Here is a 26,087-nt window from a genome sequence, read left to right on the forward strand (position 1 = left end):
ATCGCGCAGCGCAGCTGCGCTCCTACAAGAGGCAGGGGGCGCCCTCTCCCCCGGCCCCTCTCCCGCTCGCGGGAGAGGGGCGCAAGCATCCGCGGCGCGGCGGTCACGGTGGGTATCTGCTGTAGGAGCCCGGCTTGCCGGGCGATCATGCCTGCCTCGCAGCGACGGGTGGCCGCGCCACATTGCCGAGGTTGCCGCGTCGCCTGCGGCTCCTCGCAACGACGAAAGACGCCGGTGGGCAATCGGGCTGAAGCCTGACCCACCAGGGCAGCGCTGCGATTGACAGACCGTTAGGCGGTTTATATTGTCCAATATGGACAAACTGACCAAAGATGGACCCTATGCGTTATATCTCCGCCACTGAAGCCAAGCAGCGGTTGGCCGCGCTGCTGGATGCGGCACAGAGCGAGCCGGTGGTGATTCGTCGCCAGAAGCGGGATGTCGCCGTGCTGCTATCGGCCCGTGACTATGAACGCCTGCGGGCGCTGAATGTGGAAGAGTTCGAGCGCTTCTGCGACCGCATCGGCGAGCGCGCGGCGGCCCGTGGCCTGACCGAAAACACCTTGGCCGACCTGCTGGCTGATGAAGGCTAGAACACGTGTCGTAGTCGACACCAACGTTCTGCTGAGCCGGTTATTGGTGCCAAGTTCCGTGCCCGCGCAAGCCGTGCGCAGGACCGTGGATCAGGGGCAGATCCTGGCCAGCGAAGCGACGCTCGAAGAACTCGCGGACGTACTGTCGCGGCCCAAATTCGACCGCTACCTGACGGTTTCCGAACGGCAGCAGTTTTTACGGTTGTTCATGCGCATCGCGCAGTGGGTCCCCATCCTGCACCCCGTGCAGGCCTGCCGCGACCCGCGCGACGACAAGTTCCTGGCGCTGGCGGTCAACGGGGAGGCCGGGGTGATCATCACCGCTGATCAGGACTTGCTGGTTCTCGATCCGTTTCGCGATGTTCGCATCCTGGAGCCCGCCGCCTACCTTGCCCAAACGGGCTGATGGTGGTTACCGGCGGGCACGCTGTGGGCGGGTTTCAACCGTCGCTGACATGCCGGCGCTGTATCAGCCACTGGACGTGGTGGCGGTGATGAACACGCCGGGCGCGTTCGGCGATTACAGCTACCCCATCAAGCTGTACGAGGCGATGGCCTGCGGCCGGCCGGTGGTGGCTTCGCGCACCGCGAGCACGGCCCATGGTATTTGCAGACGCCTGCGGGATGTTCCGGACCGGCTGGTGGCGCCGGGCGATGCGGCGGCGCTGGCCGGCGCGCTGGTGGCGGCTCTGGACCTTGGGGCGGTGGACTATGGCCCGCAGTCGGGCTGGGGCGCATCGGGCGCGGAGTTGGAGGCGGCAATGCGGCGGATCGGCGGGCGGTCCGGCTGCGGCCTGAGCCGCTGGCGGGGCGGCGCCGTTTTTCATCGCGCAGCGCAGCTGCGCTCCTACAACAAGGAAGCACCCTCTCCCCTGCCCCTCTCCCGCGAGCGGGGGATGCCGTCCGCGGGGCGGCGGCGGGGATCGATTGTAGGAGCCCGGCTTGCCGGGCGATGCGCCCTTGCATGGCGCCCTTGCGGGTTGCCGGTCCATCACGCAGCAAAGCTGCGCTCCCACAGTGCGCAGGTGCAACAAGGCGAAGCCGCATTGCACCGGATGGAGCCTTCATCGCGGCGCTGGCCGCTCGGCAGGCGGCCCGCCGCCGTGCCGTTATGTGGCGCAGCGCAGGTCCTGTTGTGCGGCTGCCTCTTTGCGCAGCTTGCCGAAACCGCGCCGGCCGAGCGTCTTCTCGACGCCCTTGCCCAGTTTGTTCGGTTTGCAAAGCAGGCAGCCGGCGCGCGATTGTTTCGGTCGTTTACGTTTGTGGTTCATGTCGTGCTTCGTTGTCAGCACAAGTAGCCTGGATGCAGCGCAGCGGAATCCGGGGTGATGGGGTAACCGGTTTTCCCGTGGTGTGCTGCGCTGGATGCGGGCTGCCGCGCTACGTCGTCGATCGTGTCCCGTGACGTGGTGTAGCAAAAGTAGCCTGGATGGAGCGCAGCGGAATCCGGGATGGTTGGGCAATGAACGTTCCCCGTATTCCGCTGCGCTGCATACGGGCTACCACTGACTGCCATTCCTTGGCGGCTAATCATCGCCCTTTTAGGAGTCCGGCTACGCCTGGCGATCATCGCGCGGCGAAGCAGCGCTTCTACAGTGGGTGTGGGAGGCCCGCCCTCGGGCCGAATGGATGAACTGAAGATTCGCGGCGGGGGCACCGCTTCCACAGCAAAAGTAGCCTGGATGGAGCGCAGCGGAATCCGGGATGGTCACGCTGACCCAGCGCGGCGACAGGTTCATGTCGATGAGCAGTTTCATTCAGAGGCCAGCGTGACCTCGCGTTCCTCGGCTCGCCAAGCGGCGTAGCGCAGCGCCTGCAGGATGTCCTCGCGTTCCAGGTACGGGTAGTCGGCCAGGATTTCGTCAATGCCGTGCCCCGCACCGACCTGCCCCACGACCATGCCGACCGTCACGCGCATTCCGCGTATGCAGGCCTTGCCGCCCATCACGCCGGGCTGCTGGGTAATGCGGTCGAGTTGTTCCATGTTGAGCTCCTTCGGTCTTGCAGGTTGGATTAGACGCAACACCGTTCAGCGACAACCTCGATTTGCCGGGCCTCGATGGTGAGTGGCAGTCCTTTTTCTGCCCGTACCTCAAGGCACAGCGCTATGGCGTGTTCGATGCTCTCAACCGCTTCATCTTTGGTTTCGCCCTGGCTAAGGCAGCCAGGAATCGCCGGGCATTGAGCAGTCCATACGCCGTCTTCATCCCGGTCCAATGTGATGTTGAATTTCGTGGTCGCGCTCCAGGATCGCCCGCCTCTGGTGCGCCAATGTGCGCCGCGTGGCGGTCCGCAGGATTCTACCCGCCGAAGCGCCCGACGCAGGGGCGGTGATGAACACGCCGGGCGCGTTCGGCGATTACAGCTACCCCATCAAGCTGTACGAGGCGATGGCCTGCGGCCGGCCGGTGGTGGCTGCGCGTACCGCGAGCACGGCGTGGGTGCTGCGGGATTTTCCGGGCCGGCTGGTGGCGCAGTTGGAGGCGGCCATGCGGGGGATTGGGGGGGTGATCATCGCCCTTGTAGGAGCCCGGCTACGCCGGGCGATCATCGCGCAGCGAAGCTGCGCCCCACGGTGCGTGGCACCGGATGGAGCCTGCATGCGGCGCGCTACCGACGCATTGCAACACGGATGCAGGTGCATGGCTGGGGTCGAGACAAGAAACGAATTGTCATGACGCTGTCCGGACAACTACAATGGGAGCATCCAAGGTCCGGAGGGGCAGTTCATGAGCACGCTGAATCTTTCCAAGACTGAGCGCATCGACGTCCGTGCAAGCGCGCCGGTCAAGCAGCTGCTGCAGGAAGCGGCGCGCGCCTGCCACAAGAACGTCAGCGAGTTCCTGCTCGACGCAGGCGTGACGGCTGCGGCGCAGACGCTGGCGGATCGTCGCCAGTTCGTGCTGGACGAGGCGCAGTGGCAGGCGTTCCAGGAAGCGCTGGATCGGTCGGTGCAAGGCAAGCCGCGCCTGAAGAAGCTGCTGGATGAGCCCGGGGTGCTCGGTTGAGCAATGGCTACGCACCCGTTCGCAAGCTTGCAGCCACGGATCAAACCGATGCCTTCGACTGCGGCCAGGCCGCGCTGAACCAGTTCCTGCAGCGCTACGCGCTCGTCAACCAGAAGGCCAACAGCGCGCAGACCTACGTCTGCTGCCAGGGTGACGTGGTGGTCGGCTTCTACAGCCTCGCCGTCGGCAGCGTCGATCCGGATGCCGCGCCGTCGAGGGTGATGAAGGGGCTGGCGCGTCACCCGGTGCCGGTGATGATCTTGGCCCGGCTCGCAGTGGACAGGGAGCATCAGCGCAAAGGCCTGGGTCAAGCTTTGCTCAAGGATGCACTGCTACGCACGGCCCAGGCCGCCGACATCGCCGGCATTCGCTGCCTGCTGGTGCACGCCAAGGATGATGCGGCGCGGCGCTGGTACGAGTCCTGGGAATTCGAGCCCAGCCCGACCGATCCGTACCACCTGTTCCTGATGCTCAAGGATCTGAGGAGTTTGTTGAACTGAGCGCGGCAGTAAGGCGAGGGCGCCGCACACAGCAAACGTAGCCTGGATGGAGCGCAGCGGAATCCGGGATGGTTGGGCAATGAACGTTCCCCGTATTCCGCTGCGCTGCATACGGGCTACCACTGACGGTTTCGCCGTGATCGGCGCGGCGGCCACGGCGGGGATCTACATGTAGGAGCCCGGCTTGCCGGGCGATGGGCCATCTTGATGAGGCGCTGAATGAATCCATCCTGGATTTCCCAGCGCCCGCCATCGGAAACGCGCGGTTTTCCGATGGCTCACAAAACTTCGTCAGGCCGCCCGCCGGCGGCCTATTCCGATGGCCGCCAGATCGTGCCCCGGCACCAGCCGGCCGGAGTAATGACGGCTTGCCCCGCGCAGGCGATCGTCGCCCACGTTGTGCGGGATGACGTGGCTGAGCACCAGCGTCCTGGCGCCCGCCTGCTCGGCGATGCGGCCGGCGTCCTCGATCGACGTGTGCGCGGACAGGAGGTGGTGCTTGAGCGCCTCGGTGGTTGCATCCAGCGGCGGCGGGAACAGCGCGTCCACCCAGGCGGCGTCGATCACCTCGTGCACCAGCACGTCGGCGTTGCGCGCCAGGCGCACCAGGTTCTGGCACGGGCCGGTATCGCCCGAGAACACCACCGAGCCCTGCTCGCTGTCGAAGCGGAACGCGAACGACGGAAACACCGGCGCATGCTCGACCAGCGTCGCGCTCACCCGCACGTTGGCGTCCGACCACACCGGGAACGGTTCCATGGTCGGCGCGGGGGTCTGATTCGGACTGACGAAGCCGGCAATCGGCGGCAGCGCGATGTCCCTGACGTTCACCAGCGTGCGCACATCCGGCCACAGGTAGTCGCGCACCCGGTCGTTGATGTCGGTCGCAAAGGCCCGAAAGATGCCGTCGGTCATCTGCACCGTGCCGGGCGTCGGCGCGTCGGGAAATACAACGTCCGGCTGCGCGCGCGGCCGCCCGGGCACCTGGAACGTGGGCGGCAGTTCGCCCCGCGGGCCGGGGCCCAGCACGTCCAGCGGCTGGCGCCGGCCAATGCCGGCCGTCCAGCCCTGCAGCAGCAGATTGTTGTAATCGACCACGTGGTCGGAATGCAGGTGCGTGAAGAACAGCGCCCGCAGCGGTTCCAGCAACTGGAACGGGTGCGCCCCCGGGCTGGCGCGCATCAGCGCGTGCGCGAGCTGGCGCGCCGCGCCGTCGCCGCAATCGATCATGTAGGTCAGCTCGCGTACCTGCAGCGCGGAGGCGATGCCGTGCCGGCTGCTGCCCGGGAACCAGGCCGGCCCACCGGCCGTGCCCAGCAGGATCAGGCGCGTATCGAAACCCGCCGCCGCATCGTCCACGGCCGCCGGGGCCGCCGCAGCCGTCACCGGCGCGCCGCCCAGCATCAGCGACAAGGCCGCCACGCTGGCCCCGGCACCGGCCTTGAGCAGACCGCGCCGCGACAGCGCCAGCTGCACCGCATGACCCACTTCCTGGCACATCGCACGTCCCTCCCCCCGGCCGAACTTACGGGCCAGTGTAGGGGACGCGGGCGGCGGCAGACACCGCCGGCAGGACCAGGTCCAGGCGCGATGGCGCGCATCATCGAGGCGGCCCGCCCGGCCGGCGGGCGCACGGTATGATGCCGGCCGACACAACGCGGGAGGGAACGATGCTCTACTGGCACTGGCTCGCGCTGGGGATGGCCTTGCTGATGGCCGAGCTGTTCATGGCCAGCTTTTTCGTGTTCTGGTTCGGCCTGGGCGCCCTGCTGGTGGGCGCCGTGGTGTGGCTGGACCCGAACCTCGATCCGGCCCTGCAGTTGCTGGGCTGGAGCGTTTCATCCGGCCTGATGACCCTGCTGTGGTTTCGTTATCTGCGCCCGCTGATGAAGGACCGCACCCAGGCCGGCAACGCGCGGGCGGCGGTCATCGGCGAAGCTGGCCGCGTGCTGCGCCCACCGCACGGCGACAAGCGCGGTAGGGTGCGCTTCACCACCCCGCTGCTGGGCGACGACGAGTGGGAATTCATCTGTGACGGCCCGGTCGCTACCGGCGACCGTGTGTACGTGAAGGATTTTTCCGGCAACACGCTGATCGTCGAGAAGCGCGACTGAGCCGGCCTGTCTTTTTCAATTTTTCAACTGCGGAGCACTGCGATGCCTGGCATTACCTTGGCCTTTATCCTGTTTGCCCTGGTGGTGGTCACCATCGGCCTTGGCGTGCGCATCGTGCCGCAGGGCAGCAAGCACGTGGTGCAGCGCCTGGGCAAATACCAGAGCACGCTCAGCCCGGGCCTGAACCTGATCATCCCGTACATCGACACGGTGTCCTACAAGGTCACCACCAAGGACATCGTGATGGACATTCCCTCGCAGGAAGTCATCACGCGTGACAACGCCGTGATCATTGCCAACGCGCTGGCCTACATCAACATCGTGGCGCCCGAAAAGGCCGTCTACGGCGTCGAGAACTACATCTTCGCCATCCAGAGTCTGGTGCAGACCTCGTTACGCTCGATCGTCGGCGAGATGGACCTGGACGACGCCCTGTCGTCGCGCGAGATGATCAAGGCCAAGCTGAAGGCCGCCATCTCGGACGACATCGCCGATTGGGGCATCACCCTCAAGACGGTCGAAATCCAGGACATCAAGCCCTCGCCGACCATGCAGCACGCCATGGAGGAACAGGCCGCTGCCGAGCGCGCGCGGCGCGCCACCGTGACCCGCGCCGAGGGCGACAAGAGTGCCGCCATCCTGCAGGCCGACGGCCGGCTGGAGGCCTCGCGGCGCGACGCCGAAGCGCAGGTGGTGCTGGCCGAAGCCAGCCAGACCGCCATCCGCAAGGTGGCCGAAGCCACCCAGACCGGCGAGCTGCCGGTGGTCTACCTGCTCGGCGAGAAGTACATCGAGGCCATGCGCGGCCTGGCCAACAGCCAGAACAGCAAGCTGGTGATCCTGCCGGCCGACCTGCCGGCGGCGGTGCGCGGCCTGATTGGAAGCCTGAAGGGCTAAAAAAACCTTCGGAAAACTGTAGGAGCCCGGCTGTGCCGGGCGATCATCGCGCAGCGAAGCTGCGCTCCTTGTATGTTTCGCGTGCCGTTACGGCAACTAAAACGCTTCACCGGGGAGGCCGTTCGCTACGGGCTGGACTTGCGGCGCGGAAACCTGCGAGCATGTAACACCAAGGTGCTACATCATTTTGCTTCTGGAGCGGCCCATGTCCACCACGACGACCATTCGCCTCTCGGATGAACTCAAACAGCGTATCCGTCTGGCGGCGGAACGCTCGGGCACCACAACCCACGGCTTCATCCTGCAAGCCATTGTGGAGAAAACCGAACAGGAAGCCTTGCGGCAGGATTTCAACGAGACCGCAAACCAGCGGTATGCGGACATCGTGGCGTCCGGCGAGACCATCCCATGGCAGGAAATGCGGCGCTATCTTGAGCAAAGTGTGGAGGGCAAGCGCCCCGCACGGCCGGCGGCGCGCAAGCTGGCGCCCTGAAAGTGTCCCGTATCGAACTGGCTCCCAAGATTGCGGATGACTTTGACCGGATCCTGGCCCACCTGGCCGAGTACGACGCAGTGGACGCCCCGTCGCGGTTGCAGGACATCATCGCGGCAATCGACGTGCTGGAACGCAATCCCCTGATCGGCCGTCCGGACACCGCGGGCAATCGCGAGTTGGTAATCGGGCACGGTGCGCGCGGGTATGTGGCGCTGTATCGCTATGCCGCGGCGATTGATACGGTTTTCATCCTGGCCGTGCGCAGTCAACGGGAGGCCGGTTATGCACGGCCGTAGGCCTGCCCACGCGTAGTTTTGCAGCCCTGTCGAAGAACGGGTTTCGACAGGCTCGATCAGATGACGGCGACGGCCGCGCGGTGCAGGCGGATTTTTTGTTCGGGCGGTAGGTGTGGCGCCGGCGGTGGTTTCGGCGGGGTGTTGATGGCGGCGCGGGCGCCGCTCCTTGTGAGTCGCGGCCACGGCGGGGATCTGCTGTCGGAGCCCGGCTTCGCCGGGCGATCATCGCGCCCTTGCCTGGCGCGCCCCACCCGGGGAGCGCGCACAGCCCGGCGGCATACCGTCGCTATCGAGCCGGCCCATCCCCCGGCTTGCGCTTCGGATACCCGGTCTTGGCCTTCGGCTTGAAGGTCTTGTCGCCGGCGGGCCGCGGCTTGAACGGTCGCGGGGCGCCTTCCGGTGCCGGGCCGCGAAACGGGCGCGGGCGCTGGTAGGGATTGGCAATCGGCGCGCCGTCGGCGACGCGGCTGATGGCCAGCGGCTGACCGGCCACGCGCGTGCGCTTCAGGATCGCCATCAGGTCCTTCGGCAGCCCTTGCGGCAGGTCGACCGTGCTGTGGTGGTCGTAGATTTCGATGCGGCCGATGAACTTGCTGTCGAGGCCAATCTCGTTGGCGATGGCGCCGACCAGGTTCGACGGCTTCACGCCGTGGCTGCTGCCGACCTCCACCCGGTACGACTCCAGGTGCTCGTCGGGGGCCGGGGCGCCGCGCGCCGGCCGGCGCTCGCCGGGGGCGCTGTCGCGCGTGCGCTCGCGCGCCGGGCCTTCCGCACGCGGCTTGAAGGCCTTCGGTTGCGGGCGTTCTGGCGCCAGCAGCAGGGGTTCCGAGCCCTGCACCACCGCGGCCAGGGCGGCGGCGATGTCGATCGGCTCGACGGATTTTTCCTGCACGTAGTCGCCCAGCAGGCGTTTGAACAGGGCCACGGTGTCGGCGTTCTCGGCGTTTGCCAGGGCCTCGTCGATGCGGCCCATGAAGCGCCCGATGCGGCGCTGGTTGACGGCCTCGACGCCCGGCAGGGGCATTTCCTCGATGCGCTGGCGGGTGGCGCGCTCGATGGCCTGCAGCATGCGCGCCTCGCGCGGGGCCACGAAAAGGATCGCCTCGCCGCTGCGTCCCGCGCGGCCGGTGCGGCCGATGCGGTGCACGTAGGCTTCCGTGTCGTAGGGGATGTCGTAGTTGATGACGTGGCTGATGCGCTCCACGTCCAGGCCGCGGGCGGCCACGTCGGTGGCGACTACCAGGTCGAGCTGGCCGGATTTGAGGCGGTTTACGGTGTGTTCGCGCTGCGACTGGACAATGTCGCCGGACAGCGGCGCGGCAGCAAAGCCCTGGGCGTTCAGATAATCGGCCAGTTCCTGGGTTTCGATCTTGGTGCGCACGAAGATCAGCACGCCCTCGTGCGGCGTGGTCTCCAGGATGCGCGTCAGGGCCTCGCGCTTGGGCACGCCGCCGCCGACGCTCCAGTAGCGCTGATTGATGGTCTCGGCGGTGGTGGTGCGGACCTTGATCGACACCTCCTGCGGGTCATTCAGGTGCTTCTGGGCGATGCGCTTGATGGGCGCCGGCAGCGTGGCCGAGAACAGCGCCAGCTGGCGCGTGCTCGGTGACTCGGACAGGACGAATTCGACGTCGTCGATGAAGCCCATGCGCAGCATTTCATCGGCTTCGTCCAGCACCAGCGCCGACAGGCCCGACAGATCCAGCGAGCCGCGGGTCATGTGGTCCATCACGCGCCCCGGCGTGCCGACCACCACGTGCGCGCCACGGCGCAGGCCCTGCAGCTGTTCGCGGTAGCCCTGGCCGCCGTAGATGGCCATCACCCGGATGCCCGGCAGGTGCGCGCCATAGCGGCCGAAGGCCTCGGCCACCTGCAGCGCCAGCTCGCGCGTGGGCGCCAGCACCAGCACCTGCGTGGTGTTTTTGGTCGGGTCGATCCTGGCCAGCAACGGCAGGGCGAAGGCCGCCGTCTTGCCGGTGCCGGTCTGCGCCTGGCCGAGCACGTCGCGGCCGGCCAGCAGGTGCGGAATGATGCGCGCCTGGATCGGCGACGGCGTTTCGTAGCCAAGATCGGTCACCGCCTGCAGCAGGGCGGGCGGCAGGTCCAGATCGGCAAAGGTCGGCTCGGCGGCCGGTTCGGTGCTCATGATTTTCGATACCAGTGGAAAAAAAACGGATCGCCACGGCGCCGGGCAGTATGCAGCCGGCGGCGCAAAATGCATTCGGTCAGTGGAAGCGCCACCCGGTGGGAGCGGCGCCCCCGCCGCGAATCTTCAATTCAACCATTCGGCCCGAGGGCGGGCCTCCCACACGACACAAAGCCAATCAATGCTCGCGCGTGGCCAGGAAACGCAGGTCCGGCCAGCGCTCTTCGGTGAGGTTCAGGTTGACGCGGGTCGGCGCCAGGTAGACCAGCTCGCCGTTGCCGTCGAGGGCCAGGTTGGCCTCGGCCCGGCGCTGGAATTCGTCGAGCTTTTTCGGATCGTCGCCGTGCACCCAGCGGCAGGTGACGACGTTGACCGGCTCGAAGGTCGCCTCGACGCCGTACTCGTGCTTCAGGCGATAAGCCGCCACTTCGAACTGCAGCACGCCGACCGCGCCCAGGATCAGGTCGTTACTTGTAAGCGGCCGGAACAGCTGCGTGGCGCCCTCCTCCGACAGCTGTTCCAGACCCTTGAGCAGCGCCTTGCTGCGCAGCGGGTCGCGCAGCTGCGCGCGGCGGAACAGCTCCGGCGCGAAGTCCGGGATGCCGGTGTAGCGCAGGCTCTCGCCCTGGGTGAAGGTGTCGCCGATGCGCACCGTGCCGTGGTTGTGGATGCCCAGAATGTCGCCGGCCACGGCCCGCTCGGCGCCTTCGCGCTCGCCGGCCATGAAGGTGATGGCGTTGGCCAGCTGCTGCTCGCGGCCGATGCGCACGTGTTTGACGCGGATGCCGCGCTCGTAGGCGCCCGAGCAGACGCGAAAGAACGCCACCCGGTCGCGGTGCGCCGGGTCCATGTTCGCCTGGATCTTGAACACGAAGCCGGTGAAGGCCGGCTCGTCGGGCTGCACTTCGCGCTCGACTGCTGTCTGTGCGCCCGGCGAGGGCGCGTAGCTCACCACCGCGTCCAGCAGCTCCTGCACGCCGAAGTTGTGGATGGCGGAACCGAAAAACACCGGCGTCTGCCGGCCGGCGCGGTAGGCGTCGAGGTCGAAACTGGCGCTGGCGCCCTGCACCAGCTCGATCTCGTCGCGCAGCGCGGCCAGGTCCTGGGCGTCCAGGTGCTCCAGCAGCCGCGGGTCGTCCAGGCCGTCCAGCAGCGCGCCGGCCTCGGCCCGCTCGCCGTGCCGGGCACCGACGAACAGGCGCACCTGGCCGGTGATCAGGTCGACGATGCCTTTCAGGCGCTGGCCCATGCCGATCGGCCAGCTCACCGGCGCGCAGGCGATGCCCAGCACCGACTCGATCTCGTCGAGCAGCTCGACCGGCTCGCGGCCCTCACGGTCGAGCTTGTTCACGAAGGTGATGATCGGCGTGTCGCGCAGGCGGCACACCTCCATCAGCTTGATGGTGCGTTCCTCCACGCCGCGGGCGGCGTCGATCACCATCAGGCAGGAGTCGACCGCCGTCAGCGTGCGGTAGGTGTCTTCCGAGAAATCGGCGTGGCCGGGCGTGTCCAGCAGGTTCATGACGCAGTCCCGGTACGGGAACTGCATCACCGACGATGTCACGGAGATGCCGCGTTCCTTTTCGAGCGCCATCCAGTCCGAGGTGGCGTGCCGGGCGGCCTTGCGCGCCTTGACGGTGCCGGCCATCTGGATGGCGCCGCCGTACAGCAACAGCTTTTCGGTCAGCGTGGTCTTGCCGGCATCCGGGTGCGAGATGATGGCGAAGGTGCGCCGCCGGGCGACTTCGGGGGTCAGTTCGGTCATGCAGGAATCAGCGCCGGCGGAAAGATCGCCGGCAAATCGGGCTCAGGGTTGGACTAGATGGGGACGATGCAGCGCTCAGGCAATGTCCCGGGCGAGCTGGATGGCGTCTTCGCGCGGCTCGCCGGGCGCTGCCGGGTAGTAGGATTTTCGCACGCCGATGCGCCGGAACCCTAACGACTTGTAAAGCGCCCGCGCCGGCGTGTTCGACGGGCGCACTTCCAGGTACACCGTGTGCGCCTTGTAGCGGTCGGCCAGATCCAGGAAATGTTCCACCAGCCGGCGGCCAAGTCCCCGCCCCTGCCGTCCCGGCGCCACGCACACGTTCAGCAGGTGCGCCTCGCCGGCGGCGATCGACAGGATGCCGTAGCCCGCCAGCTCGGCGTCGACTTCCAGCACCTGACACAGGTAACCGACGCGCAGGCAGTCGCGAAAGATGCCCTCCGACCACGCCTGAACCGCCGGATAGGCCTGTTTTTCGATGGCCGCCACGGCCGGCACGTCGGCGACCGCCATGGCCCGCACCGCGATGACGCCGTGCGTGTCCGGGTCGGGCAGGCGCGCGGCCATCAGGCAGGCTGCCCGCTGCGCTGGCGGTAGACGTCCTGCGCCAGGCACAGGTCGTCCCAGGACTTGCGCTTCTCCAGCGGCGAGCGCAGCAAATAGGCCGGGTGGTACGTCACCACCACAGGCAGTTCTGTGCCCCGCCACTGCCACACCTTGCCGCGCATGCGGTTGACCGGCTCCTCGCTGCCCAGCAGGTTGTGGGCCGCCACCTTGCCGACCGCCAGGATCAGCTTGGGCTCGATCAGCGCGATCTGCCGCTCCAGGTAGCCGGCGCAGGCGCCCGCCTCGTCCGGCGCCGGGTCGCGGTTGCCCGGCGGGCGGCACTTGACGATGTTGGTGATGTAGACGCCGCGCTGGCGGCTCAGGCCCACCGCCTGCAGCATGGCGTCGAGCAGCTTGCCGGCACGCCCGACGAAGGGCTCACCGATGGCGTCCTCATCGGCGCCCGGCGCCTCGCCGACGATCAGCCAGTCGGCGCGAAGATCACCGACGCCCGGCACGGTGTGGGTGCGCGTGCGGCTCAGGCCGCAGGCGGTGCAGGCGCTGATCTGCGCGATCAGCTGCGGCCAGGCAAGCGTGGGGTCTGAAATTGTCGAAACGGCCGGAACTGGCACGACTGGCTTCGTCGCCAGGGGCTGCGCGCTCTGGGCTGGCGCCGCGAATGGCTGCGCCGTTTCCGCCAGTACGGCCACTGTCGGCGCCGCGGGTGAGGCCTCCGCCGCTCCCCCGTCCGCCACACGCCGCGCGTAGCGCGTCACGCCGAGCGCGTCCAGATAGCGGGCCTGACGGGAACTGACGGGCATGCGGTAAAACCGGGGTAAGGACGGCGCTGCCTATAATACCGGCTGCATGAGTACCGCCCTGCCCATCGGCCCCGCCGTTCCCGCCCCCCTGCTGCGTCCGCCCCTGCCCGCCAGGGCCGGCGAGCGGCGCGACTGGAGCGGCCTTGCCGGCGCCAGCCAGGCGCTGGCGCTGGCCGAAGCGGCGCGCACCGCAAGCGGCCCGCTGTTGGTCGTGGTGGCCGACACGCCGGCCGCCGAACGGCTGGCGCGCGAAATCCCGTTCTTTGCCGGCGCCGATCTGCCGGTGCTGACGTTCCCGGACTGGGAAACGCTGCCCTACGACGCCTTCTCGCCCTACCAGGATCTGGTTTCCGAGCGCCTGGCCGTATTGCACCGCCTGCCCGGCCTGCGCGCCGGGGTGGTGATCGTGCCCATCGCCACGCTGATGCAGCGCCTGGCGCCGCAGGCGTACCTCGACGCCTACAGCCTGCGCCTGGCGCGCGGCGACCGGCTGGATCTGACGCAGATGCGCGAGCGGCTGATCCGCGCCGGCTACGCGGCGGTCAACCAGGTCATGGAACACGGCGAGTTCGCGGTGCGCGGCGGGCTGCTGGATTTGTTTCCGATGGGCAGCGAGTGGCCGTTCCGGGTCGAGCTGTTCGACGACGAGGTGGAGTCGATCCGCCGCTTCGATCCGGACAGCCAGCGCTCGCAGGACAGCCTGCCGGGCGTGGACCTGCTGCCGGGGCGCGAGTTTCCGGTCAACCCGCAGGCCATCGAGCGCTTCTACCAGCGCTACATGCAGGTGTTCGAGGCCAATCCCGCACGCTCGGCGCTGTACCGCGAGTTGCAGGCCGGCCGCCCGCCGGCCGGCATCGAGTTCTACCTGCCGCTGTTTTTCGAGGCGACGGCCACGCTGTTCGACTACCTGCCGGCGGGCGCCACCATCGCCTGGCAGGAAGGCTGCCTGGCAGCCGGCGATGCCTTCTGGGGCACGGTGCGCGAGCGCTTCGAGGCGCGCAGTGTGGTGCGCGATTACCCGCCGCTGCCGCCGGCCGAGCTGTACCTGGAGCCGGGCGCCGTGTTTGCGGCCTTCAAGCGCTTTGCGCAGATCGCGCTGCGTGAGGCGGCGGACGACCATGCCCTGCCGATCGGCAAGCCGCCGGCCTTGCCGGTGGACAGCCGCGCCGCCCGGCCACTGGCGGCGCTGCAGGACTTCGTCGCCGGCTTCAAGGGCCGCACGCTGATCGCCGCCGAGAGCCTGGGCCGGCGCGAGACCCTGCGCGAGATGCTGCAACGCCAGCACATCGGCGTGCAGGTGGTGGACGACTGGGCGCAGTTCATCGGCAGCAACGCGCCGCTGGCCATCGCCGTGGCGCCGGTGGACGAAGGCCTGCTGCTGCCGCAGGCCGGCGTCGCCATCGTCGCCGAGAGCCAGATCTACGGCGAGCACGTGGTGCAGCAGCGCCGCCGCGACAAGCGCGAGACCGACCCCGAGGCGGTCATCCGCAACCTTACCGAGCTGGCGGCCGGCGATCCGGTGGTGCATATCGAGCACGGCGTGGGGCGCTATCTGGGCCTCGAAACGCTGGAGGTCGGCGGTGGCAGCGGCGAGTACCTGGCCATCGAATACGCCGACCGGGCCAAGATTTACGTGCCCGTCGGCAGTCTGGAACTGGTCCACCGCTACACCGGCGCCGACGCCGCCCACGCGCCGCTGCACAAACTCGGCAGCGGCGACTGGCAGCGCGCCCAGCGCAAGGCGCGCGAACAGGTGCGCGACGCGGCGGCCGAGCTGCTGGCCATCTACGCCAAGCGCGCCGCCCGCGGCGGCCACGCCATCCCGCTGCCGGACGACTACGCGCGCTTCGCGGCCAGCTTTCCGTTCGAGGAAACCCCGGATCAGGCGCGCGCCATCAGCGAGGTGCTGGCCGATATCGGCAGCGACAAACCCATGGACCGGGTGGTCTGCGGCGATGTGGGCTTTGGCAAGACCGAGGTCGCCGTGCGCGCCGCCTTCGTGGCCGCCCACGCCGGCCAGCAGGTGGCGGTGCTGGTGCCGACCACGCTGCTGGCGCAGCAGCACGCCGAGTCGTTCAAGAACCGCATGGCCGACTGGCCGCTGCGCGTGGCGGCGCTGACGCGCTTCGAGTCGAAGCAGGAACAGCAGCAGATCCTGGCCGATCTGGCCGCCGGCAGGCTCGACATCGTCATCGGCACCCACCGGCTGCTGCAGAAGGACGTCAAGTTCCAGCGCCTGGGGCTGCTGATCATCGACGAGGAACACCGCTTCGGCGTCAAGCAGAAAGAGGCCTTCAAGGCCCTGCGCGCCGAAGTCGACGTGCTGACCCTGACCGCCACGCCGATTCCGCGCACGCTGAGCCTGGCCATGTCCGGCCTGCGCGACCTGTCGATCATCGCCACCCCGCCACCGCGGCGCATGGCGGTCAAGACCTTCGTGCGGCCCTTCGATGCCGAGCTGGTGCGCGAGGCCTGCCTGCGCGAGTTCAAGCGCGGCGGGCAGGTGTATTTCCTGCACAACAAGGTCGAGACCATCGAGCGGGTGGCCCACGACCTGGCCCAGCTGCTGCCGGAAGCGACCCTGCGCGTGGGCCACGGCCAGCTGCCGGAGCGCACCCTCGAACACATCATGGCGGACTTCCACCACCGCCGCTTCAACCTGCTGGTGTGCAGCACCATCATCGAGAGCGGCATCGACGTGCCGACCGCCAACACCATCATCATCGACCGTGCCGACACCCTGGGTCTGGCCCAGCTGCACCAGCTGCGCGGCCGGGTCGGGCGCTCGCACCACCAGGCCTATGCGTACCTGCTGGTGCCCAGCCGCGATTCACTCAAGGGCGACGCGCTCAAGCGCCTGGAGGCCATCGAGTCCCTGGGCGAACTGGGCATCGGCTTCACGCTGGCCAGCCACGACATGGAAATCCGTGGCGCCGGAGAGCTGCTGGGCGACGAACAGAGCGGCCACATCCAGGAGATCGGCTTCACGCTGTTCAACGAGTTGCTGGAGCGGGCGGTGCGCGACATCCGCGCCGGCCGCGCGCCGGATTTCGACGCCGCCGTGCGGCACGAGCTGGACATCAACCTGGGCGCCGCCGCGCTGCTGCCGACCGATTACGTGCCCGACGTGCACCAGCGCCTGGTGCTGTACAAGCGCATCGCCAGTGCGCCGGACCTGCCGGCACTGGAAGAACTGCAGGTGGAACTGGTGGACCGCTTCGGCGCGCTGCCGGCACCGACCGCGCTGCTGTTCGCGCAGGCGCGGCTGCGGCTGTTGGCCAGGCAACTTGGCGTGACCGCCATCACCGGCGGCGAGAACGGCTTCAGCATCAGCCTGGTCGAGCAGCCGGCGATCGACGTGGACGCCTTGCTCAAGCTGATCCGCAACGACCCCAAGGTCTACCGCTTCGACGGCCGCAGCAAGCTGACAGTGACCCAGTCGACCGCCACCGCGCCGGCGCGTCTGGAAGCGGTGGAAAAACTGCTGCTGCGCCTGAGCCCGCGGGCCGCCGTTCAGGCCGGGGCATGAGCCCTGCCCTTGTGGCAGCGGCACCCCTGTGAGCGGCCCCCCCCGCCGCGACTCTTCAGTTCATCCATTCGGCCCGAGGGCGGGCCTCCCACACCCACAACAAGAGTAGCTGCGCTGCGCGAGGCGCCAATCGGTCAAGATGGGCCAGTGATGACCCGGCGGCACACCGCCCATCGCCCGGCGAAGCCGGGCTCCTACACCGGACCCCTGCAGACGGGCGGGCGTTGCCTGTAGAAAGCTTCTGCCTCCGGGGGCGAACAGCTTCCCCGGTGAAGCGCTTGACTGGCCACCACTCAGACCGCCTGAGCACGCCTGCGGTTGTTTGCCGCCGGGGCCGGCACCTACAATCCAACCGTTCGGTCGGCGCGCCTGTGCCTCGATCGCTCGTCACCGTTGCGCACACACAAACCACGCGAGGAGAATCCGCATGAGCAAGGGGGTTGTTTTTGTCTCGACCGACTGGATTTCGGACGTGCTGGCCGACGCACTCGGCAAGCTCGACTGCGAAATCATCCGCGGCCCGGCGGCCACCGGCCCGGGTTTCACCGTCTACAACCCGGCCGACTATGAGCGGCTGTTCGGTCGCACCGACGTGATCGTGGCCAGCCCCATCACCAAGATCGACCGTTCGATCATGGAAGCGGCGCCGCGCCTGCGGGCCATCATGTCGCCGGTGATCGGGGTCGAGAGCATCGACGTCGACGCCGCTACCGAGCTTGGCATCATCGTCGGCCACGGCGCCACGCCGGAGAATTTCCTTGGCATGTCCGAGGCGACCGTGCTGTTCATCGCGGCGCTGGCCATGCAAATGCCGTTCAAGCAGCGCCTGCTGGCCGAAAACGCGCCCCGGCCGCGTGAGCTCACGGCCCGCAGCGTGCGCGGACGCACCATCGGTCTGGTCGGCATGGGCCGCATTGCGCGCGGCGTGGTCGACCGCCTGCAGGGCTGGGAAACCGAGATCCTCTACTTCGATCCCTACGTGCCGCAGGACAAGGCGCCGGCCGGCGCCAAGAAGGTGGAACTGGACGAGCTGCTGAAGCGCTCGGACTTCGTCAGCATGCACGTGACCGTCACCGACCAGACGCGCGCCATGATCGGCGAGCGCGAGCTGCGCCTGATGAAGCCGACGGCGTACCTGGTCAACACCGCTCGCGGCGCGGCGCTGGACGAAGCGGCCGTGTACAAGGTGCTCAAGGAAGGCGCAATCGCCGGCGCGGCGCTGGATGCCTTCGTCGAGGAGCCGCTGCCGATGAGCAGCCCGCTGCGCGAGTTCGTGGGTTCCGACAACGTCATCCTGACGCCGCACATCATCGGCCATTCGTACGACGTAATGGCCTCGCTGCCGGTGGCTGCAAAGGCCAACGTCGAGCGCGTATTGCGCGGCGAGCCGCCGCTGTACACCAAGAACCCCGAGGCCATCGAGCGCTGGAAGGCGCGCGTGGCCAAGATCGGTTGACCGCTTTTAGTTGAGTGATCGGCCTGCCCCGGCCTCACCGGCCGGGGCAGGCCGTCGCTGCTTGGGCGAGCACCGTTTCTGGCACACTCGCCGCGCATGTCCGCCCGCCTCACCGTTCATTTCTCCGGCGTGCCGGCCGCGCATCTGGCCGCCGTGTCCGGTCTCACGCCCGTTGCCCCGCCGGCGGGCGATTCCGCCGCAGGCGCCTGCGCCCTGTTCGGCCTGAACGGCGACGATATGCCGCTGGCGGCCATCACCTACACCCACGATTTCGGCACGCCGCCGCCGGCCTGGTGCGCGCGACTCGATCCGGTGTGCCTGATGCCGTCCGGCGCCACGCTGCGCCTGGTTGAACTCCCCCAGACGCCGCTTTCGGAACCGGACGCCCGCGAGCTGTTCGACCGGGTCAGCGCAGCCGGCGTGATTCCCGGCGTGCAGTGGCGGTTTGGCGCGCCGCACCGCTGGTATGTGGAGAGTACCGATGCGCCGGATATCCAGACCTGCCCGCCCGACAGCCTGCCCGGCGGGGATGTGGCCGCCGGCCAGCCGCGCGGCGCCGACGCGCCACGCTGGCAAGGCTGGCTGAACGAGCTGCAGATGCTGCTGTTCGACGCCGCGCCAAACCTTGCCCGCGAGGCGCGCGACCTGCCGCCGGCTAACGGCCTGTGGCTGTGGGGCGGCGGCACGGCGCCCAGCCTCTCGCCGGCGCCCTTCGATACCGTTTGCACCGATCAACCGCTCATCGGCGGGCTTGCGCGGCTGGCCGGCCGCACCCCGCGGGCGGTGCCGGAATCGGTCGCTGAGTGGCTCGATGCCCCGCCCTCAGGTCACGCCCTGCTAGGACTCGGTGCCGACGCGGCGGCGCCGGAACGCGCCGCGCACTGGCTCGATGCCTTGCAGGCCGCGCTCGACGGCGGACGACTGGAAGCCGTCACGCTGCATGCGGGCGGCGCGCGCTTTCACTTGCAGCGGCGCAGCCTGCTGGCGCGGCTGCGCCGTGGCCTGCGCCGCCGCGCACCGCGGTGAAACTCGGACAGGCGATCCGGCGCCGTCCGACGCCGCCGGCGGAGCAGGTCGCCGCGCTCGAGGCCCGCCTCGGCTGCCCGGTGCTGGCGCGGGTTTACGCCGCCCGCGGCGTGGCAGTGGACGCGCTCGGCTATCCCGCCGAGCGCCTGCTGCCACCGCATACGCTGCACGGCATCGATGCCGCGACCCGCCTCGCGGCGCGGGTGCTGACCGGCGGTGGACGGCTGCTGGTGGTGGCCGATTACGACGCCGACGGCGCCACCGGCTGCGCGCTGGCGGTGCGCGGCCTGCGCGCGCTGGGCGCCACTACGGTCGATTACCTGGTGCCGAGCCGCTTCACCACCGGCTACGGCCTGTCGGTCGAGGTGGCCGAGGCTGCCCTCGCCCGCCGGCCGGACCTGGTCATCACGGTCGACAATGGCATCGCCAGCCTGGACGGCGTCGCCCGCCTGGGCGCGGCCGGCGTGCCGGTGATCGTGACCGACCACCACCTGCCGGGCGAACGGCTGCCGCCGGCCGCTGCCATCGTCAATCCGCGCCTGCCGGGCGATGGCTTTGCGAGCAAGCACCTGGCCGGCGTGGGGGTGATGTTCTACCTGCTGCTGGCGCTGCGGGCCGGGCTGCGCGCCGACGGCTGGTTCGGCGGCGGGCGGCCCGAACCGAAGCTCGCCCGCCTGCTCGACCTGGTGGCGCTGGGCACCGTGGCCGACGTGGTGCCGCTCGACTACAACAACCGCCTGCTGGTGGCGCAGGGCCTGGCCAGACTCAACGCCGGCGGCGGCCAGCCCGGCGTGCGGGCGCTGCTCGGCCTGCCGGCGGGCCGCAGCGCAATCACGGCGGCCGATCTGGCCTTTCGCGCCGGGCCGCGCCTGAACGCCGCCGGGCGCATGGACGACATGAGCCTGGGGATCGAGTGCCTGCTGACCGACGACCCGTCCGCCGCGGCCGACATGGCGGCCCAGCTCGAGGCCCTGAACCAGGACCGGCGCGTCGTGGAGGCGCAGATGCAGGCCCAGGCCACGGCGCAGATGAGCGCCCTGCCGGGCCCGCTGCCGGCGGCGCTGTGCCTGCACGACGCCGACTGGCACCCGGGCGTGATCGGCATCATCGCAGCGCGCCTTCGCGAGCGTCACGGCCGCCCGGCGGTCGCCTTCGCACCGGCCGAACACGGTCGCTGGCGCGGCTCGGCCCGCTCGCTGCCCGGCGTGCACATACGCGACGCCCTGGCTGCGGTGGCGGCACGCCATCCCGGCCTGATCGAAAAATTCGGCGGCCACGCCATGGCCGCCGGCCTGACGCTGGCCGGCGAACATCTGCCCGCATTCGCGGCGGCGCTGGCCGATGCAGTTCTCGAACAAACCGGCGGGGCACTGCCCGAAGACGCGCTGCTGAGCGACGGCGCGCTCGACCCGGCGCTGCTGACGCTGGACCTGGCCGAACGCCTGCACGGCGCCGGACCGTGGGGCCAGGGCTTTGCGGCGCCGCTGTTCGACGACGAATTCGACTTGCGCGAGGCGCGCGTGGTGGGTGCAGATCACCTGCGCCTGCTACTGGCGCCGCTCGCCGGTGGCGAGGCGGTTGCGGCCATCGCCTGGCGGGCAGCGGCGCTGCGCGAGCAGCTCGGATCGCGCCTGCGCGTGGCCTACCGGCCGCAGGTCAACGCCTGGCGGGGCGAGCGCCAGTTGCAGTTGCTGGTAGAAGGGCTGGCGGCGGTGTGAGGCCTCCGGTCCGGCGACGTTTGGTCCGGACCGACCCGGCGTGCTCGCCGCAGATTAGCGGCTGAAGCAGCAGCGGTTCTCGATGTGGGAGGCCCGCCCTCGGGCCGAATTGCTCGAATTGGAAGATTCGCGGCGAGGGCGCCGCTCCCACGGGGACGCCGCCCGCAGCCCCTGCCTTCAGGGGCTCGCTAGTCCGGGCCGGAGGCCGTGCTCAGACCGCCGCCGCCCGCAGCAGCCGCTGGCGATAGGCGTAATACAGCGCCGGCACCACGATCATGGTCAGCCCGGTCGAGAACAGGGTGCCGAAGATGACGCTGATGGCCAGGCCCCGGAACACCGGGTCCAGAAGCATCACGGTCGCGCCCAGGATGTTGGTCAGCGAGGTCAGCACGATCGGGCGCAGGCGCAGCGCACAGGCCGTGCGCATGGCCTCGCGCAGGGTCATGCCCTGCGCCTCGGCGTCGCGGCCGAACTCGATGATCAGCAGCGAGGCGCGCACCACCATGCCGACCAGGGCGATGATGCCGACCATCGACGCGCCCGAGAATTCGGCTCCCATGATCAGGTGCCCCGGAAACACGCCGATGAAGGCCAGCGGCAGCGCCGCCAGCGCCACCAGCGGGATGGCGAACGAGCGGTAGTAGGCCACCAGCATCAGGTACACCACCGAGATCGCCAGCAGCAGCGCGTAGGTCATGTCGCGGTAGGCGTCGAGCATCATCCGCGTCTCGCCTTCCCACAGCATGTTGGTGCCGGCGATGGTGTCGGGCGGCTCGTCGTAAAGACCCAGATTGCCGACCCGCAGCGGCATGTCCTGGCTGCCCCTGATTTCACCAAGGCGCTCGTTCAAACCGAGCACGGCGTAAAGACCCGCGCCGGTCAGGTACTCGCTGCCGACGAAAATCACCCGCTCGTTGTCCTTGTGCAGGATCGGCTCGTCCTCGTGATCCGCCACTACGTGCACCAGTTCCGACAGCGGCACGATCTGGCCGGCAGCGTTGCTCAGCTGGATGCGGTCCAGGTCCTGCGGGCGCAGCTCGTCGCGGCGCGGCACCTGGATGCGGATCGGCACCACGTTGCGCTCGTCCGGCAGGTGCACGCGCCCGACCGCGACGCCCTCGAACAGCACCTGCAGCACGTCCGCGATCTGGCGGCTGGACACGCCCGACAGGGCGGCCTTTTCCTCGTCCACCACCACCCGGTGGCGGTGCACCGGGGCGGTGACCGAATCGAACACCTCGGCCACGCCGGCCGTGGCCTCGAACTGCGTGCGCACATCCGCCGCCACGCGCCGCATGTCGTCCTGATCGGTGCCGTACACCTCGGCCAGCACCTTGGCGCGGCTGGGCGGACCGGGTGGGTCGTCGAAGGTACGGATCACGCTGCCCGGATAGCGCTGGCTGACCGCGTGCAGGCGCGGGCGCAGCTCGGCCACGATGTCGAGCGAGGTGCGCGCCCGCTGGCCGCGGTGGATCAGATTGACCCGCACCTCGGCCTGGTATGGCGCGTGCCGGTTCAGGCTGCCGCGCAGCAGGTTCGACAGATCGGTGACGCCCGGCTGGGCCAGCGCCACCACATAGTTGCTGACCTCCGGCGTGGCACGCAGCTCGCGTCCGACCTCGCGTACCAGCGCGTCGGTTTGCTCGACGCTGGCGTTCTCCGGCAGGTCGACGAAGATGTTGAACGTGTTGATGTCGTCCTTGGGCAGGAAGGTCATCAGCAGGCCCAGCAGCGATTTCTCGCCCACCGGCCCCGCCGGGCGCAGGTACTGCCAGGCCGGCATCAGGGCGCTGAGCGCAATCAGCCCGACCATGGCCACGTACAGCGCGCGGCGCGCCAGCGGCCGGTCCAGCAGCAGGCACAGCACCCGGTCATAGGCGCCGTAGGCCTGCGCGCTGTGGACCTGAAAATCACCGAGCAGGGGCTTGGGCCGCAGCCAGCGGCGCGCCGCCCAGGGCGTGACCACGTAGGCGAACAGCAGCGAGGTGAACATCGCGGTCGGCAGGTTGAACACGATCGGGAAGAAAAACTCCCCCGGCATGCCGCTGACCACGATCATGGCCGCGAACACGGCCATCATCGCGAAGGTTGCAAAGTTGGTGGCGTTGCCGATCTCGGCCACCGCCAACACAGCCATCGCCCGCCGGTCGCCGCCCGGATTGTCGGTGTAGTGGCGATAGATGTTCTCCACCACCACGATGGCGTCGTCGACGAGCGAGCCGAGCGCCAGGATCAGCGCGAACAGCGCCACGCGGTTGATGGTGACCCCGGCAAAGCCGTCGGCCATGACCACGGTGAGCATCACCAGCGGCACCACCAGCATCACCATCAGGCCCTCGCGCCAGCCCAGCGTCAGCAACAGCGTCCCGACCACCGCCAGGATGGCGACTGCCAGATGCTCGACCAGCGTGTTGACGGCGTCGTCGGCCTTGTCGCCGTCGTTGCGCGTGGTCACCACCTGCACGCTGGCGGGCACGAACTGGCGCTGCATGCGCAGCACGCGTTCCTGGACCTGCTGGCCGATGCGCACGGCGTTCTCGCCGGACTTCTTGGCCACGGCGATGGTCACCGCCGGCAGTTCCTGGCCACCCAGCGCTGCAAAACGCGAATCCGCCGGACCGAAGGCCAGCCGGGCCATGCTGTGGCGGTCCTGCGGCGGGCCGTCGATGGTTTCGGCGACGTCTTCGAGGTAGATCAGCCGGCCCTTGCTCTCGCCCACCACCAGGTGCCGCAGGTCTTCCAGCGACGCCAGCTGGTTGTCCAGGTACACGCCGGCCCGTTCGCCGCGCTCGGTGATGTCGCCCACCGGACGGGCCAGGTTGGACGCCGCCAGGCGCGCCAGGCCCTGATCCAGGGTGATGCCGAAGGCCTGCATGCGCTCGGGCTCCACCTCCACCCGCAGCTCGCGATCACGCCCGCCGTAGACCTGCACGATCGACACCCCGCGCACGCTGCGCAGGCGCTCGGCCATGCGGTCGGCCACGCGTTTCAGGGCATGGTCGTCATACTCGGCCGAGGCCAGGGTAATGGTGACCACCGGCACATCGTCGGCATCGATCGGGATGACGGTCGGCGCGCCGGCCTGCGGCGGCAGGCGCGGGCGCAGTTGCTCGACCTTGTCGTAGACACGCACCAGGGCAGCGTCCTTGGGCACGCCCACGTCGAACTCGACCTGCACCGAGGCCAGGGAGTTGCTGGCCGTGCCGTAGGTGTGCTCGACATCCGGCATTTCGGACAAGGCCGCTTCCAGCGGCGTCAGCAGCAGGCGTTCGACTTCCTGCGCACTGGCACCGGGCAGCGCCACGCTGACCTGCGCGGCCGGCACCAGGATTTGCGGGTTTTCCTCGCGCGGGGTGAGCAACAGGGCCAGCGTGCCGAACAGCGACACGCCCAGAATGACCAGCGGCGTGAGCTTGGAATCGACAAAAAAGCTGGCCAGACGGCCAGCGACGTTGAAGCGCGGATCGCTCATTGCGCGGCAGGCGTGCTGACCGCCAGGCGATCCCCGTCACGCAGGTCGGCCGGCGGGTTCAGCACCAGCCGGTCGCCGTCCACAAGGCCGGCCGTGACCTCCACCCGCCCGTCGATCTGCCGACGGGTGCGCAACCAGCGAAACTCGACCTGGCCGTCGGCCGCCACCCGGAACACGCCCGAAAGACCACCGCGCTCGGTCAGCGCCGCCTGCGGCACGGTCAGGGGCTGGTCTTCACCCACGTGAAACTGGGCGCGCCCGAACATGCCCGGCAGCAGCCCGGCGGCAATCGGCAAACTGACCTTGACCTCGTAGCGCCGGGTGGCCGGATCGGCTGACGGCACCACCCGCAACAGACGCCCTTCGTAGGCCTGCGGCGCAGCGTCGAGTTTCACCCGCACCGGCTGCGCCGGGTCGAGCTGCGTGACGCGGCTCTCGGCGACGTAGGTCTGGAACACCAGCGTGTTGCGGGCCTCGATTTCCAGAATGGGCACACCCGGCGTGGCCAGATCACCGGCCTCGCGCAGCCGCCCGACCACCACGCCGTCGACCGGGCTGGTGATGCTGGTGTAGGCACGCTGGGCATTGGCGGTTTCAAGTGCTGCCTGGGCTTCGGCCAGGCGCGCCTGCGCCACCTGGCGCCGCACTTCGGCCTTGCGCAGGGTATCCATCGGCACGGCGCCGGTCTTGGTCAGGGCGGTGAATTTGTCCACGTCCACCCGCGCGTCAGCGAGGTCAGCCTGCGCCGAGGCGCGCGCCGCGGCCGCCCGCTGCACCGCACCCTCCACGTCGGACGGGTCGATTTCAACCACGACCTGGCCCTCGCGGACCGCGTCCCCTTCCCGCACTGCGAGCTTGCGAATGAAGCCGCTGATGCGCGACGAAAGCTGCACGCGCTCATCCGCAAGCACGCTGCCGGGGGCGGTGTAATAGCGCGGCACCGTGCTGACGCTGGCGGTGGCCATTACAAGATCGTCGCGGCTGCGCGACGCTGACGATGGCGTCGAATCGCCGCAGGCTGTCAGCAGCAGCGGTAACAGCACAAACAGCAGCGGGCGGCCCATCCCTGGCCGGCACGGCATTATTTTGGATCCTTGCGTAAACCGTGCAGCGCCACATCCGTGACGTGATCGATGATCGCCTGACGCAGGTCGTCCGGCGTGTCGGAGGGCATCAGATAGCGTCGTACCGGCTCCAGGGTGTAGTGCCCAATGGTCAGCGCCAACGCAGAGGTAGCCAGGAACGACGGCCGGTAGTTGCCAGGCGGCAGGTCGCGTCCCACACGCATGATTTCCCGGAACGGTTCGGCGAATACCCGGGTGGCCAGGTATTCGAGCCGCTTCTCGTCCTGTTCCAGCAGCTCGCGCCGCAACATGGGCAGGAACAATTCGTCGTCGTGGATGGCGTCGACCAGCACTTCCACCACCCGGCGCACCTTGTCCTCGAATTTCGTCAGGCCCTTGAGGGCCTCGCCCATGCGGCCGATGCGGCGCCGGAAGGTGTACTCCAGCACGTCCAGATACAGCTGGTCCTTGTCGGTGAAGTGGTGATACAGCGCCGCCGGCGTAATGCCGCAGGCCTTGGCCAGGTCGCGCATGGAGGTGGCCGCGTAGCCACCGGCGGCGAACAGCGGCGCCGTTTTTTCCAGAATGTCTTCCTTGCTCAGGCGACGGATGACCTTGTCTGTTGCAGGCGGCATTGGTT

23 protein-coding genes are annotated in these 26,087 nt (G+C 68.9%); 13 read left to right on the top strand and 10 right to left on the bottom strand.

Going from position 1 to position 26,087, the window contains the following annotated elements; genetic code table 11:
* Window positions 1-341: 341 nt before the first annotated feature.
* Genes PG2T_RS04220 through PG2T_RS04230 form a run of 3 tightly spaced genes read left to right on the top strand, consistent with a single transcriptional unit; the run spans window position 342 to window position 1,891 of the window.
* Window positions 342-593 carry a type II toxin-antitoxin system Phd/YefM family antitoxin gene (locus tag PG2T_RS04220; protein WP_068802969.1) on the top strand — a complete coding sequence of 84 codons (252 nt, stop codon included), beginning with the start codon at window positions 342-344 and terminating at the stop codon, window positions 591-593.
* Window positions 583-999 (top strand): putative toxin-antitoxin system toxin component, PIN family, encoded by a 417-nt coding sequence (locus tag PG2T_RS04225; RefSeq protein WP_068802970.1) that lies wholly within the window; start codon window positions 583-585, stop codon window positions 997-999. Before PG2T_RS04220 ends, PG2T_RS04225 begins: the two co-directional genes overlap by 11 nt.
* 49 nt (window positions 1,000-1,048) lie before the next feature.
* Window positions 1,049-1,891 (top strand): glycosyltransferase, encoded by an 843-nt coding sequence (locus PG2T_RS04230; protein ID WP_068802971.1) that lies wholly within the window; start codon window positions 1,049-1,051, stop codon window positions 1,889-1,891.
* 455 nt (window positions 1,892-2,346) lie between these two features.
* Here the strand turns inward: PG2T_RS04230 and PG2T_RS04235 are convergent, their stop codons facing one another.
* Together PG2T_RS04235 and PG2T_RS16955 are read right to left on the bottom strand one after the other, a co-directional pair.
* Window positions 2,347-2,577: a DUF433 domain-containing protein gene (locus tag PG2T_RS04235; RefSeq protein WP_068802972.1), complete on the bottom strand. Its 231-nt coding sequence runs from the start codon at window positions 2,575-2,577 to the stop codon at window positions 2,347-2,349.
* Window positions 2,578-2,606: 29 nt separating this feature from the next.
* A complete protein-coding gene (locus PG2T_RS16955) occupies window positions 2,607-2,816 on the bottom strand; it encodes a type II toxin-antitoxin system HicB family antitoxin (protein WP_075968139.1) in 210 nt (69 codons plus the stop codon).
* Between the two features lie 506 nt (window positions 2,817-3,322).
* Between PG2T_RS16955 and PG2T_RS04245 the strand changes: the two genes are divergently transcribed.
* Together PG2T_RS04245 and PG2T_RS04250 are read left to right on the top strand one after the other, a co-directional pair.
* Window positions 3,323-3,601: a type II toxin-antitoxin system TacA family antitoxin gene (locus PG2T_RS04245; protein WP_068802974.1), complete on the top strand. Its 279-nt coding sequence runs from the start codon at window positions 3,323-3,325 to the stop codon at window positions 3,599-3,601.
* Window positions 3,598-4,101: a GNAT family N-acetyltransferase gene (locus tag PG2T_RS04250; protein ID WP_068802975.1), complete on the top strand. Its 504-nt coding sequence runs from the start codon at window positions 3,598-3,600 to the stop codon at window positions 4,099-4,101. Before PG2T_RS04245 ends, PG2T_RS04250 begins: the two co-directional genes overlap by 4 nt.
* Before the next feature lie 291 nt (window positions 4,102-4,392).
* Here PG2T_RS04250 and PG2T_RS04255 read toward each other — a convergent pair whose 3' ends face one another.
* Window positions 4,393-5,601, bottom strand: a complete 1,209-nt coding sequence (locus tag PG2T_RS04255; protein ID WP_068802976.1) for an MBL fold metallo-hydrolase — start codon at window positions 5,599-5,601, stop codon at window positions 4,393-4,395.
* A gap of 170 nt (window positions 5,602-5,771) precedes the next feature.
* Here PG2T_RS04255 and PG2T_RS04260 point away from each other — a divergent pair, with 170 nt between their 5' ends.
* From PG2T_RS04260 to PG2T_RS04275, 4 genes are all read left to right on the top strand, one after another.
* Window positions 5,772-6,215 (top strand): NfeD family protein, encoded by a 444-nt coding sequence (locus PG2T_RS04260; RefSeq protein WP_068802977.1) that lies wholly within the window; start codon window positions 5,772-5,774, stop codon window positions 6,213-6,215.
* A 42-nt stretch (window positions 6,216-6,257) separates the two neighbouring features.
* Window positions 6,258-7,112 carry an SPFH domain-containing protein gene (locus tag PG2T_RS04265; protein ID WP_068802978.1) on the top strand — a complete coding sequence of 285 codons (855 nt, stop codon included), beginning with the start codon at window positions 6,258-6,260 and terminating at the stop codon, window positions 7,110-7,112.
* A gap of 205 nt (window positions 7,113-7,317) precedes the next feature.
* Window positions 7,318-7,605, top strand: a complete 288-nt coding sequence (locus PG2T_RS04270) for a CopG family ribbon-helix-helix protein (RefSeq protein ID WP_068802979.1) — start codon at window positions 7,318-7,320, stop codon at window positions 7,603-7,605.
* A 2-nt stretch (window positions 7,606-7,607) separates the two neighbouring features.
* Window positions 7,608-7,904, top strand: a complete 297-nt coding sequence (locus PG2T_RS04275) for a type II toxin-antitoxin system RelE/ParE family toxin (protein ID WP_068802980.1) — start codon at window positions 7,608-7,610, stop codon at window positions 7,902-7,904.
* Window positions 7,905-8,190: 286 nt separating this feature from the next.
* On the opposite strand, the gene PG2T_RS04280 is transcribed toward PG2T_RS04275, so the two are convergent.
* The 4 genes from PG2T_RS04280 to PG2T_RS04295 all read right to left on the bottom strand — a co-directional run bounded on the left by PG2T_RS04280 (window position 8,191) and on the right by PG2T_RS04295 (window position 13,182).
* Window positions 8,191-10,050 carry a DEAD/DEAH box helicase gene (locus tag PG2T_RS04280; RefSeq protein WP_083215009.1) on the bottom strand — a complete coding sequence of 620 codons (1,860 nt, stop codon included), beginning with the start codon at window positions 10,048-10,050 and terminating at the stop codon, window positions 8,191-8,193.
* A gap of 178 nt (window positions 10,051-10,228) precedes the next feature.
* A complete protein-coding gene (locus PG2T_RS04285; RefSeq protein ID WP_068802982.1) occupies window positions 10,229-11,815 on the bottom strand; it encodes a peptide chain release factor 3 in 1,587 nt (528 codons plus the stop codon).
* A gap of 75 nt (window positions 11,816-11,890) precedes the next feature.
* Window positions 11,891-12,385: a ribosomal protein S18-alanine N-acetyltransferase gene (rimI, locus tag PG2T_RS04290; protein ID WP_418268532.1), complete on the bottom strand. Its 495-nt coding sequence runs from the start codon at window positions 12,383-12,385 to the stop codon at window positions 11,891-11,893.
* On the bottom strand, window positions 12,382-13,182 hold the full coding sequence (locus PG2T_RS04295) for a uracil-DNA glycosylase (protein ID WP_068802984.1): 801 nt from the start codon (window positions 13,180-13,182) through the stop codon (window positions 12,382-12,384). The genes rimI and PG2T_RS04295 overlap by 4 nt, the downstream gene beginning before the upstream one ends.
* Window positions 13,183-13,228: 46 nt before the next feature.
* Between PG2T_RS04295 and mfd the strand changes: the two genes are divergently transcribed.
* The 4 genes from mfd to recJ all read left to right on the top strand — a co-directional run bounded on the left by mfd (window position 13,229) and on the right by recJ (window position 20,911).
* Complete coding sequence (gene mfd, locus PG2T_RS04300) at window positions 13,229-16,711, top strand: transcription-repair coupling factor (protein ID WP_145930991.1); 3,483 nt, start codon at window positions 13,229-13,231, stop codon at window positions 16,709-16,711.
* Between the two features lie 427 nt (window positions 16,712-17,138).
* On the top strand, window positions 17,139-18,167 hold the full coding sequence (locus PG2T_RS04305; protein ID WP_068802985.1) for an NAD(P)-dependent oxidoreductase: 1,029 nt from the start codon (window positions 17,139-17,141) through the stop codon (window positions 18,165-18,167).
* 96 nt (window positions 18,168-18,263) lie between these two features.
* On the top strand, window positions 18,264-19,193 hold the full coding sequence (locus PG2T_RS04310) for a hypothetical protein (RefSeq protein ID WP_068802986.1): 930 nt from the start codon (window positions 18,264-18,266) through the stop codon (window positions 19,191-19,193).
* A complete protein-coding gene (recJ, locus tag PG2T_RS04315) occupies window positions 19,190-20,911 on the top strand; it encodes a single-stranded-DNA-specific exonuclease RecJ (RefSeq protein WP_202816420.1) in 1,722 nt (573 codons plus the stop codon). The genes PG2T_RS04310 and recJ overlap by 4 nt, the downstream gene beginning before the upstream one ends.
* 211 nt (window positions 20,912-21,122) lie before the next feature.
* Here the strand turns inward: recJ and PG2T_RS04320 are convergent, their stop codons facing one another.
* The 3 genes from PG2T_RS04320 to PG2T_RS04330 form a co-directional block, all read right to left on the bottom strand.
* On the bottom strand, window positions 21,123-24,383 hold the full coding sequence (locus PG2T_RS04320) for an efflux RND transporter permease subunit (RefSeq protein WP_068802987.1): 3,261 nt from the start codon (window positions 24,381-24,383) through the stop codon (window positions 21,123-21,125).
* Window positions 24,380-25,348, bottom strand: a complete 969-nt coding sequence (locus PG2T_RS04325) for an efflux RND transporter periplasmic adaptor subunit (protein ID WP_236953292.1) — start codon at window positions 25,346-25,348, stop codon at window positions 24,380-24,382. The genes PG2T_RS04320 and PG2T_RS04325 overlap by 4 nt, the downstream gene beginning before the upstream one ends.
* 116 nt (window positions 25,349-25,464) lie before the next feature.
* Window positions 25,465-26,082, bottom strand: a complete 618-nt coding sequence (locus PG2T_RS04330) for a TetR/AcrR family transcriptional regulator (protein WP_068802989.1) — start codon at window positions 26,080-26,082, stop codon at window positions 25,465-25,467.
* Between the last annotated feature and the right edge of the window lie 5 nt (window positions 26,083-26,087).

Origin of the sequence: Immundisolibacter cernigliae (assembly GCF_001697225.1) — a bacterium.
Lineage (GTDB): Bacteria > Pseudomonadota > Gammaproteobacteria > Immundisolibacterales > Immundisolibacteraceae > Immundisolibacter > Immundisolibacter cernigliae.